This is a genomic window from Maribacter sp. (assembly GCF_039974175.1).
Lineage (GTDB): Bacteria > Bacteroidota > Bacteroidia > Flavobacteriales > Flavobacteriaceae > Maribacter_C.
On the sequence record NZ_JBDWJN010000009.1, the window covers coordinates 337,355 to 361,153 of the forward strand.

Consider the following 23,799-nt stretch of genomic DNA (forward strand, 5'->3'; position numbering starts at 1 on the left):
GCTGTAGTTATCAACAATACAATATTTTGAAAAATTTGCCTTGAGATGGTCCTATTCCTTGGTGACAATCAAAGAAGCTCTAGACCCACCTGATAACAACCATTTGTTGGAGTAAATCAATTGCCCTTGGTCATCATAAACATCGACTTGTGCCGTATTCGGTGATGAAGAACCTTCATTCAGGGCTTCGAAAGTTATTCTGTTAAAACCTTTATTCAAATCGATATTCACCCCTTTAAAAGCCCCAGTTAACAACATGTTAGGGTCTACGATGGTTTCGTTCAGATATATTTTTACTCGGTCACCATCAACAAATTCATGATCTCGGGCTACAACACCGACGAATTTGCCATTGCTTTTGATTTCGCCTAGATTTTGATCTGGAAAGTGATCTTTTGACCCTTCTTTGGCCGTTCGTGGTCCAACTTTGGGGTCGATTTTCATGCCAGCACCTGCCTGCACCAATTTACGGTCATCGACCATTTTTACAGGCTTTCTTCCTAGTGAATCCTTAAAATTGATTTTGGGTTGCTCCTTGATCACATCAGGTATGCGCAGGGCGGTACCTTTATCTTTTTTTCCTTCTTTGTCTAATTTGTTGGCAGCCTCGATCTTCAATGGCTTTGTCGTCGGAATATCTGTTTGCGACCACCCTAACAATGGAATCAGAAATACTACAGTTCTAAGAAGTGTTTTCATAGCAAGAAAAAGATCGTTAAATCTCCTCAAAAATAACAAATACCTTGCCAGAGGGGCTTAAATTGCTGTTAAATCCTCAATTTTTCGATAATCGTATGCGCAATTAAGCGGTGACCAGTCAAATTGGGATGTATCGGATCTTTATCATAACAAGTCGCCTGATTTTGAGAAAGCGGGGTATGAATATCAATACTTGTGAATAGAGCATCATGTTCTAAGGTCAGTACCGTTTTTTTAAATTCTTGTAATACCTCTTCATCGTAATTTGGATACGGATTCAACCAGGTGAATTCCGCTTCAACATCAATTTCGAGAGGAGCGGTTTTCAAGGTCAGGGGTGGTGGAGTCAACAGTATCACTTTGATATTTTTCGCTTTTGCCTTTTCAAGAATTGAGAGCACACCTATTTTGTAACTGTCAAAGAGTTTTTGAGAAGGTTTGCCGTATATACCGCAATTGATTCCGTAGCAAAATAGGGCGATGTCAATTGGTCTACTGGCTAAAAGCTCATCGAGTCTTTCAAAAATATAAGGCCTAGGGCCGGGATGACCGACTTCTGTTAAGCCCGTTATGGTCTCGCTGCTTTTGCCCCAATTCAAAAAGTTGAGGTTCAGATCAGGCCGTGATTTATCTGCCAATTCTTGGAGAATTTCCACATATCCATTGCCCCCACCATAGGTAATACTATCACCGAAACAGGCAATAACTTGATTCTTTTTAAAAGGGTAAGGTCTTGAATCGCTACAACCAAAAAGAATGCTTCCGGTAACCCCTAAGGCAGATGCGATGGTAAATTCTCTTCTATTCATTGCCAAGTATTTTGCAAGAATCGAATGAAGTTCAGACTCATAATATTTTCAATATCTTCCGGAGTATATCCGCGTTCCGCTAACAAGTGAGGTACCTTTTGGAGGTCTGCAATGGTATCCAAATCGAAGGGGCTTTGTTCTTTACCAAAACCGCCATCCAAGTCGGTTCCGATGCCCACATGTAACGTATTACCGGCCAACTGGCAAATGTGATCGATATTATCTGCCATTTGTTGAAGGCTTACCCCCATGCTTTTTGGGGTAGACTTACCGCGTTCCCAATTTGGCACCATCATCCAAGCATCTAAGGCAACTCCTATAACAGCCTTTCTATTGATTAGCTCCTTAATTTGCTCATCGGCGAATTGGCGGTTATGATTCACTAATGATCTACAATTGTTGTGACTCGCCCAAACCGCACCCTTGTAATGGTCCATGGTTTCCCAGAAACTCTCATCACATAAATGGGTGGCATCTAAAATAAGATCAAGACGTTCTATTTCTTTGAGTAGTGCCTTGCCTTTTGCGCCAATGCCTCCAACAGAGTTTGTGCCGTGAGCATAGGTGCCAGGGCCGTAATGAGCCGGACCAATAGCGCGCAGACCTTGGGCATGGCTCCTCTCTAAATAATCAATAGAAACTATAGAATCTGCTCCTTCCAAACTCAAAATATAGCCAATGGGTATTTTCTCTTTTGACGTTTTCCAGCGTTCTAAATGCGCATTAAGTTGTTCCCTATTTCGAATCTGAACTAGTTCTCCAGCTTCTTCCATTGCCTTGTACCAAGCCAATTGACCTTGAGTTTGCGCCCATGCCTGTTGCGGTGAATTCCATCCTGGTAGCGCATTATCTTTATGTACATAGCGTGCGATTTGCGTAGCCATACAAAGCCCCACATTGCCTTTGCGCATCGCTTCGAAGGAAACGGTGTTATTTCCTCTATCGGGTTTGTCGGTCATGCCCCTTTCACTATCACGAATTTCTCTTACTGACCTGGTAAGATCACGATTCCATTCCATGGCGTTCATAGAAAGGTCAAGATGGGCATCGAATATGAACATGCTTAAATTGTAATTTTTTGATTCCGGGCAGCAACTTTCCAAGAATCTGTTACTGCTCCATCTGAAACGGTCAATACCTCTTCATATTTGGCCACGGTGGGGCAAATGTGAACAGGTATGGCGTAGAAAACATGGCCTACCTCAAATTCTGCTGCCCGTTGAGTTTGAACTACCAAATGCTCCTCACTTTGACCTATTTGTTTGCTATTCTCTAAGCCTAATATTTGTACCCTTGGGAAGTTCATTTCAGGAGCTACAGATTTATGACCTAAATCAAAGCAAAGGATATTTTCTGCAGGTTTGCTGATAATACGTATTAACAAAACGGCCGCATGTATAAAGGGCATTTCAGGGAAAAGTTCTGCATAACGGGCATCCCAAAGTAAGGTGGTTCCGGGGCTGGCATCAACTCCGGTTCTTTTTCCATGTATAGGAAAAGATGGGGAACCACCGGCAATAATATCAGGAACGATAATGCCATTCTTTTTAATGGCATCCTTCAAATCCAACACTTTTTGAAATGCTGCATTGCATGTTTCAGTTCGCTCTTGCATATCAGAATTGTGAATATGTCCGTCATAGACATGAAATCCTTGCGCATGAATATTCGGGTTATTTTCCATGGAACTATATAAGGAAACAGCTTGCTCATTCGGAATACATCCGGTGCGATTCATACCCGAATTGATATCTAAATATAAGGCTGCAATTTTATTTACTTCTGCTGCTTTTTGGGCAATTTGAGAAAGCGTAGTTTCATTGTCGACCAAGGTTGAAAAATGAGATTTTGGAAATGCATGCACCAACTTGAAAAAACGGCCTATATTGGCGCCAACGGGTTGCATGGCCAATAAGATATCGCTAGCACCACATTGACCTAATAATTCTGCTTCGGCAATAGTGGCACATTTAAATTTTTGAATGCCATGACGTTGTTGCATCTGTACAATCTCGGCCATTTTATGCGTCTTGATATGTGGCCGCAAATTGGAAACACTACCTGAAATAGCGACCATGCTGCGAATGTTTTCTTCAATACGTTCTGGATAAACCAACAACGAAGGCGAATTCACTTTACTTGAATCTGTTAATGCGTACCAAGGGTTTTCAGGCATAATTCTATTTGTGAAGTTCAAACATAGCTTCAATCTCAACGGCAATACCACTGGGTAGTATCATGCCGACAGCGCTTCGAACACCCACGCCATGATCAGACCCAAAGACAGCTGCCATCAATTCACTAAAACCATTAATAACTAGCGGTTGATCGCCAAAATCGGGATGGCTATTAACCATACCCAAGGTTTTTACCAGGCGTTTTATTCGGTCAAGATCGCCAAAATGCGTAGTGATGGTCGACAACATGGTCAAGCCAACATGGCGGGCACCTTCCTTACCTTGTTCTAAACTTAAGTTGTCTCCAACACGTCCTTTATATAGTGAACCATCAGACAACATAGGTCCTTGACCCGATACGTATAGAAAGTTGTCAACTACCAATACTGGCTTATATAGCCCTGCCGGAGGAGGTGCTGGGGGCAAGACTAGCCCTAGTTCTTTAATTTTTTCTGAAGGTGTGCTCATCGTTGTTCCGTTTTTAAAGTTTATGGATTACTAAAAGGTGATGTTTTAAAGCACCTATATGTTAGTCTAGTTTCTTAATTCTGGTAGCATAGCGTTCTCGTTTACAAACACATAACATCTTCTTTATTTTCCATACGCGCTTCAACAGCTGTTAGAATTTCAAATAAAGATATCCAATACAAGAACACCTAACAAACCCATTACCCCAACGGTGGTTTCCATTACCGTCCATGTTTTTAGGGTGTCTTTTACAGATAGATTGAAATATTCTTTATACAGCCAAAAGCCACCATCGTTTACATGCGAAAGCATCAAACTGCCAGAACCGATTGCCAATACCATTAATTCAGGACTCGCACCAGAATCTGCTAATAGTGGAAGTGCAATACCAGCTGCTGTCAATCCTGCAACGGTTGCTGAGCCTACACAAATTCGAATTACGGTGGCAATGAGCCAAGCCAAAATCAAAGGAGAAATGGTAGAACCTTTCAACATATTGCCAATATAATCACTAACACCGCTATCGATCAATACTTCTTTTAATGCTCCGGCACCTGCGATAATTAGCAGAACCATGGTAATACCAGTAACACCGCTGGCTACAGAGTTCATCACTTCGCTCATTTTTCGACCTCGTGCCAGACCGAGGGTGTAAATAGCAACCAATACCGAAATCAACATGGCAAGCACCGGATTGCCAATGACCGATGCGACTTCTTTTACTGCACTTTCTTCTGGAATAGCAACATCAATTATAGCAGCTATTCCTATTAAAATAACAGGGAGCAAAGCCGTAAAAATACTGATGAACATATTGGGCATTTCATCATCTGTCAAGACTTTTGGATTTATAAATTCCTTTAAAGGAGTTGCTTTTATATTCTTAATCGTACGAGAGAATAGAGGTCCTGCAACAATGATTGCCGGAATGGCTACCATAATTCCATAGAGCAAGGTTTTGCCAATATCCGCTTTGAACATTACGGCTATTCCTGTTGGAGCTGGATGGGGCGGAAGGTATCCGTGGGTAACGGAAAGCGATGCCAACATGGGTAACCCAACATAGATCAATGGCAGACCTGTTGCAGCAGCAACGGTAAAAACCAGAGGTATCAAGATGACAAAACCCACAGTATAAAACATGGGTATGCCCACAATAAAACCCGTGAGGACCACGGCCCATTGAATGTTCTTTTTTCCAAATTTATCAACGAGTTTAGTGGTAATTCGCTGGGCTGCGCCACTATCGGCAACCAATTTACCGAGCATAGCCCCAAGACCTAGAATCAGTATAAGTCCGCCTAAGGTTTTGCCGAGTCCTGTTTCAATAGATTTAACCACATCAAGTATTTCCATTTGGTTACCTACACCGACAAAGAGAGATACTAAAATAAAGGCGATAAAGGCATTGAGTTTAAAACGGGCAATAAGAAGGAATAAAATGAGTATCCCTGTAATAACAATGGCGATTGGCATTAGCTGGCTTTTTGAAAAGTACGGTTTAAATATACCAAATAAAAAATGCACTCCGACCCTTGGCCAGAATGCATTTCCAAAATTTTAGTAAGTCTTTAATTATCAGTTTCCGGAGAAAGATATTTATATGCCAGCCCAGCTAAAATCGCACCCACAATAGGGGCGACCCAGAACAGCCAAAGTTGACCCATAGCCCACCCACCTTCGGCAAAAAGTGCTTGACTAGTACTTCTAGCGGGGTTTACAGAAGTATTGGTAACAGGAATGCTTATTAAATGAATAAGGGTTAAACATAAACCTATCGCCAAACCAGCCAAATATTTTGGCGCTTTTGAGTGTGTACTACCCAGAATCACAAAAAGAAAAATAAAGGTCATTACTATTTCGGTAATTAGGGCAGCGGTCATGTTAAACCCGCCAGGAGAATGCTCTCCAAAACCGTTGGCAGCGAAACCTCCTACTCCTTCAAATCCGGCTTGATTGGTAACAATCAAGTACAATATTCCCGCGCCTGCAATACCGCCAATAACCTGCGCTATGATGTACGGTACTAAATCTTTAGCATCGAAACGACCACCCATCCATAATCCGATAGAAACAGCGGGATTCAGATGACAGCCAGAGATATGGCCAATGGCATAGGCCATGGTAACAACAGTGAGTCCAAAGGCCAGAGATACTCCCACAAAGCCTATTCCCAATTCAGGAAATCCTGCCGCAAGTACAGCACTTCCACACCCACCAAGCACAAGCCATAGGGTTCCAATAAATTCAGCTACTAGTTTTTTCATTTTTTCGAGGGTTTAGTTAAATATTAAATTAAAATTGTCTTATAATGTAGTTAAAATTCTCTTAATAGAGAACTTTAAGACGCACATTTAGAGCAAATTAATTCCGATCAGTTTGCGATTTGGTACTCTTTTCTTTTTTATCTTGTTGGTATTAAATAGGTATGATATGCTTAAAAGAGACTTTCTTAAAAACCTAGGGCAAATGGCCATGGTAACCCCTTTTTTACCCTTGACGGCCCAGGCTCAAGTAAAACAGAAAACAAGACCATATCCTTTTGATAGCGAAGAGGAATTTTGGGAACGGATTAGAGAAGATTATGCCTTAAAACCAGATTATATCAATCTAGAGAACGGCTACTACAACTTTGTACCCCAACCTACGCTTGAGAAATTTATGGAGCATGTGAAAATGGTGAATTACGAAGCTTCTTACTATATGCGGACGGTACAATGGGACAATAAAAAAAGTGTCGCCGACCGTTTGGCCAAGTTGGTAAACTGTGATGCACAAGAAGTTGTTATTACCCGAAATACAACGGAATCTCTTGATTTGATAACGGGAGGTTTTCCGTGGAAGGAAGGAGATGAGGCTATTTTTGCAGCACAAGATTACGGGGCCATGCAAGAACATTTTAAGTTAATGGCGAAGCGCTACAAAATCGTAAATAAGATGGTTTCCGTTCCCAACCATCCTGCCTCTGATGAGGAGATTGTTGCATTGTATGAAGGTCAATTAACGCCCAAGACTAGACTCATTATGGTTAGTCACATGGTAAATATTACGGGTCAAATACTACCTATAAGAAAGATTTGTGATATGGCCCATAGGCATGGGGTAGAAGTGATGGTTGACGGGGCACATTGTGTAGGTCATATCGATGTCAATATTAAAGAAATGGACTGCGATTATTACGGTAGTAGCTTGCACAAATGGTTAAGCACTCCTTTGGGCGCAGGACTACTATTTGTGAAAAAGGAAAAGATTTCTAAAATATGGCCTTTGTTGGCAGAACATGATCGTGAGCCTGGAGATATTAGCAGGTTAAATCATACAGGAACGCACCCAGTGTATACAGACTTGGCCATAAATGATGCTATCGATTATTTAGAAATGATCGGTATTGATCGTAAGGAAAAACGAATGCGGTACTTACAGCGTTATTGGAGCGACCAATTACGAGCAGTTAAGAACGTGGTTGTCAATACGCCTGTTGATGAACATCGAAGTTGTGGAATAGCCAATGTGGGTATTACTCATATGAAACCTACCGTCTTGGCCAAGAATTTGATGGATGAATTCAAGATCTTCACAGTGGGTATTAATCGTGAAAATGTTCAGGGCTGCCGAATTACACCCAATGTGTATACCACAACAAATGAGCTAGATTCTTTTGTGAAGGCGATAAAGACTTTGGCTGGTAGGGGATGATTTATTCCTGAATCTCCACAATAGTTTCGATTTCACAGGCCAAGTTCCAAGGAAGCGAGTTCATGCCGACTGCAGACCGAGAATGTTTACCACGTTCTCCAAACACTTCGATCATGACTTCAGAATAACCATTAATCACTTTTGGATGATCGGAATAGGAGGCATCACAATTGACCATACCGAATACTTTTACAACGCGAACTACTTTGTTCAATTCACCAATTTGTTCTTTTAGAACGGAGAGATGGTTTATGGCGGTTAAACGAGCGGCTGCATAACCTTCTTCGGTGGTGAGGTCTGTTCCAACTTTACCTTCAATACGTTCACCAGTTGCGGAAATGGGTCCGTTGCCAGATAGATATATCATATTACCGCTTTGGGTAGCCATTTTAATTTTGAGGCCGGGTGGTGTTTTCTGCTCACTTAGTTCAATACCGAGTTCAGCGATTTTTTCTTCGATATCGTAGTTGTATAGCGCCTCGATTTTTTGAGTTGGAGAGCCACAAGAATAAAAAGCCAGAAAACCGATGGCGATAGTCGTAAAACGATGAAAATAACAAGCATATCTGTTTATTTTTAACATAAGAGAATTTCTCTGCAATAGATTACGCATTCAATACCTCCAACACGCGATCTGGTGTAAAAGGTAGATGCCGCAATCTTTTGCCTGTTAATTTAAAAAAAGCATTGGCTATAGCACCAGCGACCATGGGCGTTGCGGTTTCGCCGACCCCTTCAGGAGTTTCAGTAGATTGAATGAGACTGGTTTGAATACTATCTGGGGTTTCTTGCATTCTTAATAGGTTATAGTCATGAAAATTTGATTGTTGTACTTTTCCGTCTACAATGGTTATTTGTTCTTTAAGTACACTACTTATACCCATAAGTATACCACCTTCCATCTGTGCTTTAACATTTTCAGGTTGAACAATTACCCCAGCATCTAACGCGATCCAAAAATGGTGAACCTTGATTTTTCCCGTATTGTGGTTAACCGAAATTTCACATATTCCAGTACCTAAAGATCCATGTTCGACGAAAGCGACCCCCTTTGCTCTACCGGCCATAGAACCTTCTTTCCATTTTGACAACGCCATTGCTTCTTCCAGGGTGGCCAAAGCTCTTGGCGAATTTTTCATCAATTTTCTTCGAAACTCAACAGGATCCACTCCCTGATCGCAGGCTATCTCATCGAGCATGGTTTCAATTGCGAATTTGTTCGGGCCATGACCCACAGAGCGCCAATGTTTCAAGCGAATGCCATGTGACACCTCTCGCCATTCAACCAATTGATTGGGAATATCATAATGGTCGTTCCTAGCTCCACTGGCCACAAGATGTCCTCCATCGCCAATTACACAATGGGAGAAACCTGTTAATGTTCCCTGGGCATTTGTAGAAGCATGTATACGCTGAAGTGAAAGTGGGCGAAAAGTTCCGTAAGTAAGATCATCTTCTCGTGTCCAAATTAATTTTACCGGAAGCGGAGCCATTTTTTTTGCCAAATGAGCGCATTCTTGTACAAAATCGCTCATACTTCTTCTTCCAAATCCCCCGCCTAAATACTGTAAATGTACCTTCACCTTTTCTGGGGCTATGCCTAAGATACTAGGCACCCCCAGTTTAGTATCTGCACCTTGTTGACTTCCAACCCACACATCTGCTGATTGTAGATCTTTAGAAACACGAATTACGGCGTTCAAAGGTTCCATTTGGGCATGATACACATAATCATTTTTAAAATCTGAAGAATAGGTTTTGGCTGCGATTTGCATCGCCTGTTCAACATTACCTATTTCATTCGTTATTTTACCTAGTGTTTTACGATCGGCGATTGCCTTGTATTTCGAGTAAATTTCCTGAGAATTATAGCCTGTAGCCTCAGATTTGCTCCAGTCTATTTTTAGCATTTGCTTGGCGTTTAACGCTTGCTCAAGGGTACTTGCGACTATGCCTATAGCGTAATCAAAGGCTACTATTTCTAAAACCCCTTCAGCGGATAAGACCTCGGTCTCGTTGGTCAATGTCGGCTTAGCACCGTTTGTTTTTCCTCTTTCCAATACCCCATATACCATTTGGGGCAGACGTAAATCAATGGCAAATTGTGCACTGCCATCTACCTTACTTGGAATTTCTGTACGTGGAATTTTCGTGCCAATCAAACGAAAATCTTCTGGTTTTTTTAACCCTACCGCTGCGAAATCGGGTAAGGTATTGGGCATGGTTAAAAAGGGCACTAATTCTCCGTAGGATATCTTTTTAGTGCTTTTTTTATGCCTAACCTGACTGTTGTAAGTTGTCAATTCAGCAATGGGAACACCCCAATGCGCCGCAGCTGAATTCAGCAAAACATGACGGGCTTGTGCCCCTGCTTTTCGCATCACAGGGAAATAACTTTTGGTAGTGCGACTTCCCACGGTAAACATGAGCTTGCTGCCAGGAACCCAGCCCTCTGAACCGTAAATATCGCTCTCCTGCGGGGAAAATTCTACCTTTACCTTTGACCAGTCTGCGTCCATTTCTTCTGCAAAAATCAGAGGTAAGGAGGTCATAGATCCTTGCCCCATTTCAGCAGCAGGATTGTAAATGGTAATAGCACCAGCTTCCGTGATTTGTACCCAGGCCGTTATCGCATGTTTTTGGAATAGTTCACCAACTTTTTTCTCGTCTTTGCACGCAATTATCTGAGGTAAGATTCCTGCCGCGCCAATAAATAAAGCTACGCCACTTGATGACTTAAGAAATTGCCTGCGACTAAAAGGATTTGGTAGAGGTGAAGCACCTTCAGTTTTTGTTGACATTTCAGCTTGCTTGAGAATTAGTTTTAGCTGCCGCCTCGATGGCAGCGATAACTCGTAAATAGGTGCCACAACGGCAAAGTATGCCGTTCATATATTTTTTTATTTCCTCGCGTGAAGGATTTGGATTTTCGGCTAATAGGGAAACGGCTTGCATAATTTGCCCAGATTGACAGTATCCGCATTGAGGCACTTGTTGGTTGACCCAAGCTTGCTGTACCCGATGATCGCCCTTTTCTGATAGCCCTTCTATTGTGATGATTTCTTGTCTATCGGAAACGTTATCGACCTGGAGCGTACATGCTCTCATCGGTTTATCATCAACATGAATAGTACATGCACCGCATTGGGCAATTCCACAACCATATTTGGTGCCCGTAAGACCCAAGTGTTCGCGCAACACCCAGAGTAATGAAGTGCCTTGGGTCACTTCAACCTCAAGTTTTTTAGTGTTGACATTTAAGGTATATTTTGGCATGGCAGTTCTTTAATTTCCTATTAAATTACTGAAAAATCAGCGAAGACTGTGTTTTGTTTTTAAAGATATTCCTATTTAAGAGACTTTGCTCAGTAAGGAATAAAACCTGACATAAGTCATATGAATTGATTTGTAAGTGATTTAGATTTAAGTAATTAAATCAGAGAATCATGGAAACCAAGAAAAACCCAAAGGCAGATTTGAATCGAAATAGTGGCCTATATTTTATTATTGGCCTAACCCTAGTTCTCTTCGTTACTTGGAGGGCTCTGGAACATAAAACTTATGAGACCCAAGACGAAATCGTGCAGGTTTTTGAAGTTCAGGAAGACCTTAAGGAGGATGTACCCATAACGGAGGCTTTAAAAACACCGCCACCACCGCCACCGCCATCTGCACCCGAGCTTATTGAAATTGTTGAAGACGAAGCTGAAATCGAAGAAACTATAATTGAAAGTAGTGAAATTGACCAAGAGACGGTGATAGAGGAGGTTATAGCTGTAGAAGATGTAGAAGTTGCCGAAGAGGAGGAAGAAATTACTGTGCCTTTTGCTGTAATTGAAAATGTTCCTATTTTTCCGGGCTGTGAAACAATGAAAAACAATGAGGAGCGAAGAACCTGTTTTCAAAAAATGGTGCAACAACATATTAAGAAGAATTTCAACTACCCTCCTACAGCACTTGAACTAGGTGTTCAAGGCAAAGTTTATGTGCAATTCGTTATCGATGGTAAAGGTTATATTACTCATATAAGAACCAGAGGACCCGATGCTAATTTAGAGCAGGAAGCTTCTCGAATTGTGGCTTCATTGCCCCAAATGACCCCTGGCATGCAGCGGGGTAGGGCCGTAAAAGTACCATATAGCCTCCCGATTACCTTTAAACTAGAGTAGTTATTATTGCAACATCACAAAAAGGCGCAATACGGCAAGCAGCTGCAAAGCGTCTTTTGAAATATTGGCACGTATTTTACTTATATACTAACTTTGGTCTGGCGGTAATTTTCGCTTTGGTTTCAAACCAAATAAGGGGTGCAATAAAGGTATTTGTAAAATGATGAGGTGATAAATTAACCAACTTACTAGAAAAGTTCCGAATGTTAGGACTGTGAATTTAGGCACTAAGCTCCAATCTTGATCGATTAGATAGTAGGCGATACTGATAGTGACAGTTTGATGTAAAATATAAAAGGGATATACCGCTCGATTACAATAAGCTAGTTCTGCACTCTCTTTGTTAAGATACTCAGAAGCGTAGGCAAACAATACCAAAATCCATGACCAGATATTGGTTACTTTTAAAAATGCCTCTGTAAAATGAACTATAAAGCCGTCCTCTAAATATACCCAGATAAAAACTTGCCCTAAAAATGCCATTATTCCTATGATCAAGGCTTTCGCTTTAATCCTTTTCAAGCCCTCCCAAAAAGTATCTCCTATGGAAATCAATAAAAATCCATAAAAGAATAAAACAAGACTAAAACTAAAGTTGAACCAATCGTCAACAAGGGCATGCGTAATATCAAAATAAGGTTCCATACACGCTTCAAGCAGATATAAAGGAATTATAAAAATATAGAACCCGAATGGTCTTTTAACAAGTCTCTTGATCCATTCAACCAAGGCGGTTTTATTCTTTTTTATAAAAACGAAAACCGGCCCCAAAAGCAAAGAGAATACGAGCAAGTAGGGTAAAAACCAAAGGTGGTGCCAACTTAAGTTTCCCTCAGGGTAGATGCCATCGAAGGCAATGGTTGTGAAAAACTCAAAATAGGAACCAATAAATTGCCCTTTGTCTAAACGCTCGAAATAGACCTGAGGAGGTACTATAAGGAGCATTCCAAATAGTAATGGAATACCGAGTCTTTTAACGCGCTCCCAGCTAAATTTCCAAAGACTACGTTTGGATAAGGCATAATAGGTACCCATTCCAGAAATAACAAAAAGAATGGGTAGTCGCCATTGATTCAAAAACATCATAGGCCACCTTAACCAGTCATAGGTTGGGTCGTTCTTAATATGCCAACCCCATGGGACAAAGAACATGCCCACATGATAAAAAATGAGTAGCCCAAAAACGATTACCCTTAACCAATCTAAATCGTGACGTCTTATTTTTACTTCCATGATGCATTTGTTTGCACCAAAGGTTTGCTCTTTCTTTTAGAGAATCAATTAATTTCCTGCCTTCTATGTCCTGAATTACAATTTGGGAGAAACTTGCTTTGTAAAAGCAGAGGGTGAAGTGCCGGTATGTTTCTTAAATGCGTTGTAGAAAGCTGATTTTGATTTAAACCCCACCGAAGTACCAATAGCTTCAATAGTCAAATGAGAAAAGGCAGTATCGGTTAATCTGGTTGTAGCTAACTTCACTCTTTTTTGGTTGATATAATCATTGAAATTAGATTCGTTTTGCAGATTGATTATTTTGGATATTTGGTTTGGATGCGCCTGCAGAAGTGATGCCAAATCATGCAATGAGGCTTCTTGTGATAAGAAGTAATTTTCACGCTCAACATAATTTTGAATTTCCGCAAATTCTATATCACGCTTTGAATTTCCGAGGGTCTCATATTTATCAGCAATCCATGATTTTTCGAAGAATCGTGATTCTGACATGATGAGATAGGTTGTAGAAAATGCTATTATAGTTTGAAAAAAGACAATGTAATGATCTCCACCGTCATCGTCATAGGAATAAAAAATAATAAAAATGAAAACCAACAGTAGTAATAGCACAACTGCTGAGTTTCTGCTGAAACGATATTTTCCAGATTTACCTTTTATTTTGTTCGATACATTTTTACTTCTTTCATCTCTGACTAATTTCAGCGAAACAAGGGTATAGAAAGAAATACTTAAAAGAATTAACCAGTCAAAAATATCTTTGATGATATGATAACTGTAATTAAAGGATTCAGTCACTTCCAAAGTAGGCAATTCGGGAAAATAAGCGCCTAAATAGGCGTTGTATTTAACTGCTAGGGGAGCGAGGTAAAAGGGTATTTGCGTTAAAAAATAACCACCAGGAAGTACAAAGTGCCACCAGTGTTTTGCTAATGTAATAGGAGCTCTTTTTAAAAGCCCATACAGGGAGAAGTAAACGAACGGGAAAATTAAAAGCACCAAAAATTCTGTGGAATCATTTAAGAACAAGATGTTTTTTATAAGACCAGTATAACATAGGTAGGTATCAAAAAAAACGATTGTGCTAAACAAAAAGGACCAGCCTAAATATTTGATCGCATAATTTTTTTTTGAACGAAGAAAAATGACCAGACTTATAAATAGGCTTTGCACTATTCCAATTAACATAATACTCGAAGTAAGATTATGTTTTATCGGAATTTGGTCAACAAGTAGCTCAAGTGTATTCACCAATCTATTGATTTGCTTTTTGATAGTCTGCTAAACTCTGAGGCCCTTCTAGTACCATACGTACTATTTGCAGGGTGCCATCATCTTTAGTAGCAATTTGCCATTTAATCAATGCAATAGTGCCCTTGACAATTTCGATGCCTGTTATACTTCTTGGATGTACGCAACTACCATCATTGAATAATGGAATTTCTCCCGGTTCAGGAAAACGAGGGCGGTGAGTATGCCCTACTACAGTCATTAACAAGTTTTTTTCAAGAATCCATTTTTTGATGCGACGCTCTACTTTTTTAAGTTCAATATAGTTTTTTGCTGGGCTAGTAGGGTCTGCGATTCCCCATACTTGCAATGGTTTCCACAACACACGTACTAAAAATCGCCCCCATCGCCAAAAGGTGTAATTCCACCAATCGGCTTGGTGACCATGGGCTAGGAAGAGTTCTTGCTGTGTGTCTTTATGCCTTAATACAATTGCCTCGTGATAGGTAATTCCTGCAAGTAGATCTTTTTCACAATCTTCAACAGGTTCAAAATAGTGAAATAAATGTTTCTCAACATATTTAGGATCTTTGTACACCATATCATGATTTCCCCAAATCATGTGCAATCTTTTTTCAAGGTGAAAACGTTTTAAGAGCTTAAAAACATTTTTATGCGCTTGAAAAATAGATTTAAAGCTTCGATTTTCCCATAGTTCGTCACCATCACCCAACTCACAATAGTGAAAACCATCATTGAAATAGTATGTTAAGGCATGAAAATAGATGTTTCTATTATTGGCGAAATCATCAGCAAAACTATTATCTCCTCTATGGCAATCACTAAACAGAATGAACTTCGAGCTATTGTCAAAAGGAATCACTTTTGCCTGCTCATATGCTCTTGATAACCGAAACCTTGATGACATTGACGATTTTTTTATAAATATCCGAAAAACAAGGCATACCTTAACATGCTTGATAAGGTTTCCTTAACAAAATTTTAGGTCTTGTTTTGTAATTTTATGGTGAAAAAGTAGACTTATGGATACTATGTCTTTAAACAACTTCGAGAACATGCCTATTCAGCGTGTCATAAGTTTCAATAAATTTTTGGAATATTATGATGAGCTGGCCAAAAGCAAGGATCCATTTTTGGCTACTAAAGCAAAACGGGTGCTTGATGCCCAAGCACCACACCCTGAACTTCGAGAAGGTTTCACAGATTTAACTTTGTTAGAAACACACAAAGATGTCATAAATATCATCTTAGAGGATACGTTCTCCGATATTTTGGGCAATAACGAGATAAAGGTGGCGGCATTGCCGTATGACAATTTTATTTTCAATTCTTCGAAAAGATTTCAAAAAATATTGGCAGATGCGGGCCCGGGTTTTGAGCCTAAAATTCGCAACCAAGAGGACGAGTTCAACTATATCATGGCCGCCGTAGTGGTACTAAATTTTTACTACGGATTTAAACTTGACTTTTCAAGACCTTATTTTTATGATATTCCCGATGCGAATGGTGTAATGCATCATTATCGAATCTTGTACAATGCGGATTTCTTGGAATTACATCCTACAGATAAGGCAAAAGACCTAAAACAAGAAGATATTGACGAGCTCCTAGAGAATTATGACAATATTGAACTTTGGAAAGAAAAAATTCCCCCGCGCAGTTTTGTAGCAAAGGGTTTTGTGATTTCGAATATGTTTGATGTGACGGCAGAGCATTCGATATCGGAAATAAAGTCTGGCCTCATTTCAAACGAGAAGGAGGGTGGTGATGAGTCGTTTATGGAATTTATGCAGGAGACTTTTCGGTCGTTCTTTAGGTTAAAAGATGTGAAGGTTGGTTTTGTGGCCTACGACACAAAGCAAGACCAGTTTCAGTGTGTTCATGGCGCGGGAATGGAGAGTGTTATTTTAGGAGAAGACGAATTTGTTTCTTGTGATGAAGCTTTATGCCCAGGCTCTTATAAAGCCTTGATGAAAGATAACGACTTTTTTGCAGTTACTGATGTTAACAAATACTATGAGCTTTCAGGGGGTACTTCTCCCTATAAAAACCTCAAGGCTGCTGGTTATCAGAGCGCCATTTTTGCGCCGATAGCCGACAATGGAAATTTACTTGGTGTTCTTGAGATAGGGTCACCCAATAAAAATGAGTTGAACAGTGTAGTTGCCACCAAGCTTGAAGATATCATGCCGTTTATCGTAACTGCGGTACTACGATCAAAAACGGAAGAGGAAAATTTGATAGATGCCATTATTCAGCACGAGTGTACTTCTGTTCATGAATCAGTCTATTGGAGGTTTCAAGAAGAGGCTAAAAATTTTATCAAGGATGGTTTACAAGGAGAACAACCTTCTTTCAAGGAAATTGTTTTTGAGCGGGTAAATCCATTGTACGGACAAATAGACATTAAGGATTCGTCTATGGCAAGAAATACGGCAATTCAACGCGATTTGATGATCCAATTATCAGATGTAAGCAGGGTGTTGACCGAAGCTTGGCAAAAAACGAAACTCCCCATTTATGAGGAACTTGTTTTTCGGGTAGACAATCATATAGATGAGGTCAAAGAAACACTACATACGAACAGCGAGCAGACGATTTTTAACTTTATAATGGACGAGGTGAATCCGGTTTTCGAACATTTGAAAAAGGAGGATAACGAACTTGAAAAATTAATTCTCAGCTACGAATCTCAAATTGATAAAAATACACATACCTACTACGACCATCGTAAGAACTATGATACCAGTGTAATGACCATCAATAAAAAGTTGGCCTCGTTGATAGATCAAAAGCAAGATGAGGCGCAGCTTATGTTTCCGCACTATTTTGAGCGCTACAAAACCGACGGTATAGAACACAATATGTATATTGGAGAGTCGATAGCGGGAAATCGCAACTTCGACCCCCTTTATTTGAATAACCTACGTTTGTGGCAGCTGCAGGTGATGTGTGATATGGAAAACAAACACTATAGTTTAAAACCTGATCTTCCTGTGCCTTTAGATGTAGCTTCTTTGATCTTGGTTTACAACACCTCTTTGTCGATTCGTTTCCGAATGGATGAAAAGCGCTTTGATGTAGACGGTACGTATAACGCACGCTATGAAATTATTAAAAAGCGTATCGATAAATCCTTTGTCAAAGGCACAAACGAACGTCTTACGCAAACAGGAAAAATGGTTATTGTGTACTCTCAAAAAAGTGATGAGCTAGAGTACCTGCGCTATATCAAATTCTTAAAATCAAAAGGATATTTTACAGGAAAGGTTGAAATTGTAGAATTGGAGGGGCTTCAAGGCGTTGCGGGACTCAAGGCTATACGTGCAGACATTCTATACAGAAAGGACATGGAATCTGAAAAGACGTATACCTATGATGACCTAATGGAAGAATTGAAGGCGTAGTAGATAGTTTTATGCAATCCGATCTGGTCCAAAAAACCGAAAGGCTATGGCAAAAGCCAATACAGAGACTACAATGCCTACCATAAAAATAGTATAGGTCCATCTCAAAATTTTGTATTTTCTATTCAAAACCAATCCTAAGAAATAAAGGTCTTTGGTCAAGCTGGTATAGATGTATTCCTTGTCTTTTACCAGTTCTCTAATGGCCCATTCATAATCGGGCAATTTCATTTTATGAAAGTTTCCAAAGAACAATAAATTCACTTTTTTGTTTTTTACGTCTTCTTTGGTAAACTGACCGCTGGTCACATTTGGTCTTGTGGCCAATACTGCCAAACCCATTGACACAACACTAAAAACCACAAAAATTACGGTAGGGTAAATCAAATACGTGTTTGACGGATTGTCAAGTTTGGTAATCAAATTTGATAACACCAATGAAATGATAATCGCATTTACAGATAGTAAAATGTTTGCCTTGGTATCTGCAATATCGCTTAGGGTAAGATGATTCTTAAGTGTTACACGAAATAAGGTTTGAATACCTCTATCGGGACTTTCGGTCTTGTATCGCGCTTTAATTGCCTCCTTTTTGGCAATCTGCTTTTCAGCCTTTTTGTCTTTGACTAACTTTTTGAGGTTTTTGTCTTTTCCAGTCTGCCAGTTTTCCTTGGCGTACTCTGTGAAGAAGCGATGTTCTTTTTTGAACATTTCCATATTGGCGTCGCACCATTCTTTTGTACTGTAATCTGCGATACCTAGTAGCGATAGTTCTTCACGCAAATAATCAGAAGTCTCCCAATAACTTTTTTGTCCGAAATGGGAAGAATCCGCATCTCGAATAATCATTTCATAAATATTTTGAGGCTGGTAATACCTTTTTGTAGCTTGAATACAAGCTAAAACTTTTTGAATTTTTAAATCGTCATAACCCTCTGCAATAAGAAAGTCTTTGGCTATGATACAGCTATTGTCCTCATGATTTACGGTTCCTTTTATGTAACCTGTATCGTGAAGCCAAGCAGTAAGCAAAAGAATCTCATTTTCTTCGGCGGAAAGGTTATGGGCATCCAACAATTCTTTAGTACTTTTAACAACACGCTCTGTATGTTTTAGATTGTGATATAGATGTTTTGGGTCTAGAGTGTTTGTCAATAAATCCGTAGCAAAAACTTTAGTTTTTTCAATTATATCCGACATATGGCATGTATTAGAATCTCCCCCACCAAAATACAAAATTCTAGACTTTAGAACCCTTATATGAAGAAGTATTCGTTGGTCGTGTTATGTTTCCTGTTGCTTACAAATTGCGCTACGCAAAAGACAAAGTATGCGCAGGGGTTTTCAAAAGAGGAAATAAATACGACAAAAAAGGTATCACATACCGTTTATCTTATCGGTGATGCAGGACTTTCCAAGGAAGGTAAGCCCAACAAAGCTTTAAAATTATTTAAAAATAAATTGAACAAGGCAGACGCGCATAGCACTGCCATATTCCTTGGAGATAATATCTACCCTGCCGGACTACCAGATAAAAAAGATTTTCCAACAGCATATGGTGAAGCAAAAAGTTATTTAGATGCGCAATTGGAGACTCTTGAAAATTTTGATGGGAGACCACTATTTATTCCTGGAAATCATGATTGGTATAGTGAAGGATTAAAAGGGTTAGATCGTCAAGAAAAGTATGTCAAGAAAAAACTGAAGCAAAAGAATCCGTTTTTACCTGAAAATGGGTGCCCTATTACCCAGGTAAAAGTGAATGATAAGCTAGTCATTATTGTAATTGATACCGAGTGGTACTTGACCAATTGGGACAAACATCCCACTATGAATGATAATTGTGAGATTAAAAGTCGTGCAAAATTTTGGGAAGAAGTCGAGGGGGCAATTAAAAAGAACCGCGATAAGACGACTTTAATAGCAATGCATCATCCCATGTATTCCTATGGGCCTCATGGCGGACAGTTTTCCATGAAGCAACAGCTTTTTCAAGGAAATAGTAGATTTCCATTGCCCGTTATAGGATCGTTTATCAATGTGCTCAGAAAAACTTCTGGGGCCTCTCCCGCTGATATTCAAAACAAGCGTTACACCGAATTCAAAAATCGAATGGTGACTTTGGCGCAGTATTCCGAAAAAGTGATTTTCGCTTCGGGTCATGAGCATACCTTACAATACATCAGGGAGAACAATACACCGCAGATTGTTAGTGGGGCTGGAGCAAAAAATGGGGTTGTTCGTATAATGAACGGCAGCCAATTTGCCACCGGTAAAATGGGTTACGCGACTTTGGAAATATACGAGGATGGATCTTCTCAGGTTCGTTATTTCGGGGCTGACGATTCTGAAAAGGAAGAGTTTTTGTTTACTACTCAAGTGTTAGGTCCCGATAGAGAGCTTCACAACAGTAACTATGCAACATCATATCCGTCAGAAGCCTCGGCTTCGATTTATTCTGAGGAAGAAATAAATAAAACAGGTTTTTTTAAAACCATTTGGGGTGAGCGGTACCGTAAATATTATGGTACTGAAGTGACTGCTCCAACGGTAAATCTAGATACGCTCTTTGGGGGATTGAAACCCGTTCGAAAGGGCGGTGGACATCAATCAAAATCACTTCGACTTCGCCATAAAAATGGAAAGGAATATGTAATGCGTGCTCTGCGAAAAGTTTCGGAGTTATACTTACAGTCTATGGTTTTTCAGCAGCAATATGTCATGGATGATTTGCAGGATACCTTCTTGCAAGAATTTCTTCAAGATTTTTATACCGGATCACACCCCTATGCTCCTTTTACCATTGGCCCGCTTTCAGATGCAATAGGAATTTATCATACCAACCCAATATTGTACTTTGTGCCAAAACAGTCGGCCTTAGAGGAGTTTAACCTGAGTTTTGGAGATGAGCTGTATATGATTGAGGAACACGCAGGTGATGGTCACGGAGACTTGGCAAGCTATGGATTTTCAGATAAACTCATTAGTACCGATGAGATGCTTGAGAATCTTCGTGATGATGAAAAATATGATGTGGATGCCGAAATGTATGCCCGAGCTAGATTGTTTGATATGGTTATAGGAGATTGGGATCGCCATGTCGATCAATGGCGATGGGCCGAATTCAAGGAAAAAGGGAAAAAGAAAAAAACATACAGACCTGTGCCTAGAGATCGTGACCAAGCCTACTCTATTATGGGTGATGGGTTGTTTATGGGGTTGGCAACTCGTTTAATTCCTGCATTGCGTTTAATGGAAGGTTTTAAAGAGGAAATCAGAAGTGTAAAAGGGTTTAACTCTTCTCCTAAAACCTATGTACTAGATTTGGCGTTATTAAATGAAACCACAAGAGAGACATGGTTAGCTGAGGCTAAATATATTCGAGAAAATTTGACTTCTGCTGTCGTCGATCAAGCTTTTCTCGCTTTTCCAGAAGAGGTGCGTGATGAAACGGTTACTGAGATCAAGCGGGTGCTCTTAAAGCGAATAGCAACCATAGAAGCAACCGCGGCCGAGTATTACCGCATTTTAAATAAATATGCCGTTGTTATCGGAACCGATAAGGATGACTGGTTTGAAATTGAATATTTGAATAAGAATGAAGTTGAAGTCAGTGCATATCGAATCATCGATGGTGAAAAGAAGAAACGGTTTTTTAACAAAAAATTTTCGAAAGATTTTACGAAAGAGATATGGGTTTACGGATTAGACGATGAAGATCGCTTTGTGGTCAAGGGTACGCATAAAAGTAAGATCAAAGTTCGTCTTGTCGGAGGTCAGAATAATGACAAGTATGATGTTGGAGCGGGTGGAGGTACTGTTATTTATGACTATCAGAGTAAAAAGAACAAACTTGAAGACGTTTCGAGAGCGCGAGTGAAGCTGACCGACAATTACGGGGTAAATACCTATCAACCTCTAAAGATAAGAGCTTCTCAAAATCAGCTTTTACCGCTTATTGGTTTCAATCCTGATGACGGCCTAAAAATTGGAATATTAGAAACCTATACCTATAACGGTTTCCGTCAAAACCCCTTTACACAGCAGCATCATGTAAATGCCGCATTTTATTTTGCGACTAGTGGTTTCGAATTGGGCTATAAAGGTGAGTTTGCAAATGCCTTCGGAAAGGCCAACCTCGAATTCGACACTCGTTTTACGAGTCCTAATTTCGCTATTAATTTTTTCGGATTTGGAAATGAAACGGAAAATTTGGACGAAGCGTTAGAACTAGATTACAATCGGGTACGATTTGGTACTATAAAGCTCGCCCCTTCTTTGGTTTGGCGCGGACCGTTGGGAAGCAAAGTGCGAACAGGAATTTCATATGAATCTATAGAAGTAGAAGAAACAGATAATAGATTTATAAATACATTTTATCAACAGAACGATGAAGAAACCCAAAAAAGCTTTATTGGGTTAGATGGTGCATATACCTATGAGAATGCAGATAACACAGCTTTTCCAACCTTGGGCATGGCTACCTCACTTCATGTCGGATATAAGACCGAAACTACAGATGGGAATGGTAGTTTCGGATATATTATTCCTAGTTTATCTTTCGACTACAAATTGATACCTAGCGGTAATTTAGTGCTTGCTACAAAATGGAAAGCGCATTTTATCTTAGGAGATGGTTATGAGTTCTACCAGGCAGCAAGTATCGGGGGTACAGATGGGTTAAGAGGCTTCCGAAACCAACGTTTTACAGGAAAGAAAGCGTACTACCAGAATACAGATTTACGATTGAGCCTAGGTAAACGGAGAACCGGAATTTTGCCTACCACGATGGGAATTTATGGCGGTTTTGACTATGGAAGGGTGTGGCAACCCAACGAAGATTCAGATACCTGGCACACCTCATATGGTGGAGGCTTCTTTGTGAATGCCGCCGATATTATGTCTTTACGCGTGGCTCTTTTTGCTAGTGCTGACGGTCCACGCTTTTCTTTCGGCTTAGGTTTCGGATTTTAGATGCTTTCCTAGTTTAAAGTATAGGAATACAAATTTCCACCGGTATCGTCTCGTTCTTCATCGGAAAGTAACAGAAGCTTGTTGTTGGTAAAACAAACCGACTCTAACTGAGTACGAACTCCAAGATCGATTTCGGCTAGATTTCCCTGGGCAAAATCGTCATTAGAGAAATTGGTGATAGTCCAAAGTTTGCCATAACTCAAAAGCACAATCGTTTTTCCATCAGGGGAGATGTCTGCGGAGGTAATTTGACAAGTATTCCAATCGGAACATATTCGAATTGTACCCATCAATTCTGCCTCATACGTCCCTTTTTTATCTGGCACCCTGTACACAGATGTCTCTCCTGTAAAGGGATTGGCTCGATTCTTTGTAAAAATATAGAGATATCCATTATAGTGAAAGAAGGCCTCGGCGTCATACAATAGTTTACCTCTTCTTGGGGGAAAGTTTTGCTGTTCAGGGTATTTAAATTTGATTTTCTCGATCGATATCTTTTCTCCCTTCTCTTTTTCAGGGTTGGGAGCTTTGTAAATAACCAAGTTTTTTCGCTGATTAGCGTTATTGCCAAAGTCACCAATATATAGGTTTCCCTTCTTGTCTTTGGTTAGATCCTCCCAGTCGTTATTCTTGGCGTTTTTTACGTCAAATTGTTGAATGATGTTTCCGTTGAAATCTGTTTTGTATATGTTATCGCTATTTCCGTTGTCTTCTATAAACCAAGCCGATGACGCTGAAAACGAAACGATACCTGAGTTCTCCTTTAATTTTTGAGGGAGTTTTTCGATGAGTTTAAGCTGCCCGTGATTGGCGCAACTATGCATTAAGCAAATCAATAATAAAGCGGAATAATATGGTTTCATCTGCTTGTTTTTATTTTTTCGTCGGTCAGATGTTATCTACCAACACCACTATT

19 protein-coding genes are annotated in these 23,799 nt (G+C 39.9%); 4 read left to right on the forward strand and 15 right to left on the reverse strand.

The features are described 5' to 3' along the window. Positions 1-51: 51 nt before the first annotated feature. From ABJN95_RS07945 to aqpZ, 7 genes are all read right to left on the reverse strand, one after another. On the reverse strand, positions 52-699 hold the full coding sequence (locus ABJN95_RS07945; RefSeq protein WP_348369848.1) for a hypothetical protein: 648 nt from the start codon (positions 697-699) through the stop codon (positions 52-54). A 68-nt stretch (positions 700-767) separates the two neighbouring features. Beyond that, the gene (locus ABJN95_RS07950) at positions 768-1,508 is read right to left on the reverse strand and encodes a GDSL-type esterase/lipase family protein (protein ID WP_348369849.1); all 741 of its coding nucleotides are present in this window, start codon (positions 1,506-1,508) and stop codon (positions 768-770) included. Next, positions 1,505-2,569, reverse strand: a complete 1,065-nt coding sequence (locus ABJN95_RS07955; protein WP_348369850.1) for a membrane dipeptidase — start codon at positions 2,567-2,569, stop codon at positions 1,505-1,507. The genes ABJN95_RS07950 and ABJN95_RS07955 overlap by 4 nt, the downstream gene beginning before the upstream one ends. A gap of 2 nt (positions 2,570-2,571) precedes the next feature. Then, positions 2,572-3,684 carry a D-TA family PLP-dependent enzyme gene (locus ABJN95_RS07960; RefSeq protein ID WP_348369851.1) on the reverse strand — a complete coding sequence of 371 codons (1,113 nt, stop codon included), beginning with the start codon at positions 3,682-3,684 and terminating at the stop codon, positions 2,572-2,574. Between the two features lie 4 nt (positions 3,685-3,688). Further along, a complete protein-coding gene (locus ABJN95_RS07965) occupies positions 3,689-4,153 on the reverse strand; it encodes a RidA family protein (RefSeq protein ID WP_348369852.1) in 465 nt (154 codons plus the stop codon). 159 nt (positions 4,154-4,312) lie between these two features. Continuing rightward, entirely contained in the window at positions 4,313-5,629 is a 1,317-nt protein-coding gene (locus ABJN95_RS07970) for a gluconate:H+ symporter (RefSeq protein ID WP_348369853.1), read from the reverse strand. Positions 5,630-5,724: 95 nt separating this feature from the next. Next, the gene (gene aqpZ, locus ABJN95_RS07975) at positions 5,725-6,420 is read right to left on the reverse strand and encodes an aquaporin Z (protein WP_348369854.1); all 696 of its coding nucleotides are present in this window, start codon (positions 6,418-6,420) and stop codon (positions 5,725-5,727) included. 166 nt (positions 6,421-6,586) lie between these two features. Between aqpZ and ABJN95_RS07980 the strand changes: the two genes are divergently transcribed. Next, positions 6,587-7,849, forward strand: coding sequence for an aminotransferase class V-fold PLP-dependent enzyme (locus ABJN95_RS07980; protein ID WP_348369855.1), 1,263 nt, complete (start codon positions 6,587-6,589; stop codon positions 7,847-7,849). 1 nt (position 7,850) lies between these two features. Here the strand turns inward: ABJN95_RS07980 and ABJN95_RS07985 are convergent, their stop codons facing one another. Genes ABJN95_RS07985 through ABJN95_RS07995 form a run of 3 tightly spaced genes read right to left on the reverse strand, consistent with a single transcriptional unit; the run spans position 7,851 to position 11,125 of the window. Further along, a complete protein-coding gene (locus ABJN95_RS07985) occupies positions 7,851-8,432 on the reverse strand; it encodes a RidA family protein (protein WP_348369856.1) in 582 nt (193 codons plus the stop codon). A 22-nt stretch (positions 8,433-8,454) separates the two neighbouring features. Next, a complete protein-coding gene (locus ABJN95_RS07990; protein ID WP_348369857.1) occupies positions 8,455-10,650 on the reverse strand; it encodes a molybdopterin cofactor-binding domain-containing protein in 2,196 nt (731 codons plus the stop codon). A gap of 1 nt (position 10,651) precedes the next feature. After that, a complete protein-coding gene (locus ABJN95_RS07995) occupies positions 10,652-11,125 on the reverse strand; it encodes a (2Fe-2S)-binding protein (protein ID WP_348369858.1) in 474 nt (157 codons plus the stop codon). Between the two features lie 170 nt (positions 11,126-11,295). Between ABJN95_RS07995 and ABJN95_RS08000 the strand changes: the two genes are divergently transcribed. Next, positions 11,296-12,018 (forward strand): energy transducer TonB, encoded by a 723-nt coding sequence (locus ABJN95_RS08000; RefSeq protein ID WP_348369859.1) that lies wholly within the window; start codon positions 11,296-11,298, stop codon positions 12,016-12,018. Between the two features lie 87 nt (positions 12,019-12,105). Here the strand turns inward: ABJN95_RS08000 and ABJN95_RS08005 are convergent, their stop codons facing one another. The 3 genes from ABJN95_RS08005 to ABJN95_RS08015 form a co-directional block, all read right to left on the reverse strand. Next, positions 12,106-13,251 (reverse strand): acyltransferase family protein, encoded by a 1,146-nt coding sequence (locus ABJN95_RS08005; protein WP_348369860.1) that lies wholly within the window; start codon positions 13,249-13,251, stop codon positions 12,106-12,108. Positions 13,252-13,326: 75 nt separating this feature from the next. After that, complete coding sequence (locus ABJN95_RS08010; RefSeq protein WP_348369861.1) at positions 13,327-14,250, reverse strand: AraC family transcriptional regulator; 924 nt, start codon at positions 14,248-14,250, stop codon at positions 13,327-13,329. A 256-nt stretch (positions 14,251-14,506) separates the two neighbouring features. Continuing rightward, positions 14,507-15,409, reverse strand: a complete 903-nt coding sequence (locus ABJN95_RS08015) for a serine/threonine protein phosphatase (protein WP_348369862.1) — start codon at positions 15,407-15,409, stop codon at positions 14,507-14,509. A gap of 124 nt (positions 15,410-15,533) precedes the next feature. On the opposite strand from ABJN95_RS08015, the gene ABJN95_RS08020 reads away from it, so the two are divergent. Continuing rightward, positions 15,534-17,909: a GAF domain-containing protein gene (locus ABJN95_RS08020; RefSeq protein ID WP_348370081.1), complete on the forward strand. Its 2,376-nt coding sequence runs from the start codon at positions 15,534-15,536 to the stop codon at positions 17,907-17,909. 9 nt (positions 17,910-17,918) lie between these two features. Here ABJN95_RS08020 and ABJN95_RS08025 read toward each other — a convergent pair whose 3' ends face one another. After that, the gene (locus ABJN95_RS08025) at positions 17,919-19,109 is read right to left on the reverse strand and encodes a Pycsar system effector family protein (RefSeq protein ID WP_348369863.1); all 1,191 of its coding nucleotides are present in this window, start codon (positions 19,107-19,109) and stop codon (positions 17,919-17,921) included. A gap of 60 nt (positions 19,110-19,169) precedes the next feature. On the opposite strand from ABJN95_RS08025, the gene ABJN95_RS08030 reads away from it, so the two are divergent. Next, complete coding sequence (locus tag ABJN95_RS08030) at positions 19,170-22,883, forward strand: metallophosphoesterase (RefSeq protein WP_348369864.1); 3,714 nt, start codon at positions 19,170-19,172, stop codon at positions 22,881-22,883. A gap of 8 nt (positions 22,884-22,891) precedes the next feature. Here the strand turns inward: ABJN95_RS08030 and ABJN95_RS08035 are convergent, their stop codons facing one another. Continuing rightward, positions 22,892-23,746 (reverse strand): hypothetical protein, encoded by an 855-nt coding sequence (locus tag ABJN95_RS08035; protein ID WP_348369865.1) that lies wholly within the window; start codon positions 23,744-23,746, stop codon positions 22,892-22,894. Between the last annotated feature and the right edge of the window lie 53 nt (positions 23,747-23,799).

Coding starts and splice junctions, on each gene's coding strand:
- ABJN95_RS08020 (WP_348370081.1), top strand. CDS start 15,534: ATGTCTTTAAACAACTTCGAGAACATGCCTATTCAGCGTGTCATAAGT.
- ABJN95_RS07970 (WP_348369853.1), bottom strand. CDS start 5,629: ATGCCAATCGCCATTGTTATTACAGGGATACTCATTTTATTCCTTCTT.
- ABJN95_RS08015 (WP_348369862.1), bottom strand. CDS start 15,409: ATGTCATCAAGGTTTCGGTTATCAAGAGCATATGAGCAGGCAAAAGTG.
- ABJN95_RS07950 (WP_348369849.1), bottom strand. CDS start 1,508: ATGAATAGAAGAGAATTTACCATCGCATCTGCCTTAGGGGTTACCGGA.
- ABJN95_RS08025 (WP_348369863.1), bottom strand. CDS start 19,109: ATGTCGGATATAATTGAAAAAACTAAAGTTTTTGCTACGGATTTATTG.
- ABJN95_RS08035 (WP_348369865.1), bottom strand. CDS start 23,746: ATGAAACCATATTATTCCGCTTTATTATTGATTTGCTTAATGCATAGT.
- ABJN95_RS07965 (WP_348369852.1), bottom strand. CDS start 4,153: ATGAGCACACCTTCAGAAAAAATTAAAGAACTAGGGCTAGTCTTGCCC.
- ABJN95_RS07960 (WP_348369851.1), bottom strand. CDS start 3,684: ATGCCTGAAAACCCTTGGTACGCATTAACAGATTCAAGTAAAGTGAAT.
- ABJN95_RS07985 (WP_348369856.1), bottom strand. CDS start 8,432: ATGTTAAAAATAAACAGATATGCTTGTTATTTTCATCGTTTTACGACT.
- ABJN95_RS07980 (WP_348369855.1), top strand. CDS start 6,587: ATGCTTAAAAGAGACTTTCTTAAAAACCTAGGGCAAATGGCCATGGTA.
- ABJN95_RS08005 (WP_348369860.1), bottom strand. CDS start 13,251: ATGGAAGTAAAAATAAGACGTCACGATTTAGATTGGTTAAGGGTAATC.
- ABJN95_RS07995 (WP_348369858.1), bottom strand. CDS start 11,125: ATGCCAAAATATACCTTAAATGTCAACACTAAAAAACTTGAGGTTGAA.
- ABJN95_RS07945 (WP_348369848.1), bottom strand. CDS start 699: ATGAAAACACTTCTTAGAACTGTAGTATTTCTGATTCCATTGTTAGGG.
- ABJN95_RS08030 (WP_348369864.1), top strand. CDS start 19,170: ATGAAGAAGTATTCGTTGGTCGTGTTATGTTTCCTGTTGCTTACAAAT.
- ABJN95_RS07990 (WP_348369857.1), bottom strand. CDS start 10,650: ATGTCAACAAAAACTGAAGGTGCTTCACCTCTACCAAATCCTTTTAGT.
- aqpZ (WP_348369854.1), bottom strand. CDS start 6,420: ATGAAAAAACTAGTAGCTGAATTTATTGGAACCCTATGGCTTGTGCTT.
- ABJN95_RS07955 (WP_348369850.1), bottom strand. CDS start 2,569: ATGTTCATATTCGATGCCCATCTTGACCTTTCTATGAACGCCATGGAA.
- ABJN95_RS08000 (WP_348369859.1), top strand. CDS start 11,296: ATGGAAACCAAGAAAAACCCAAAGGCAGATTTGAATCGAAATAGTGGC.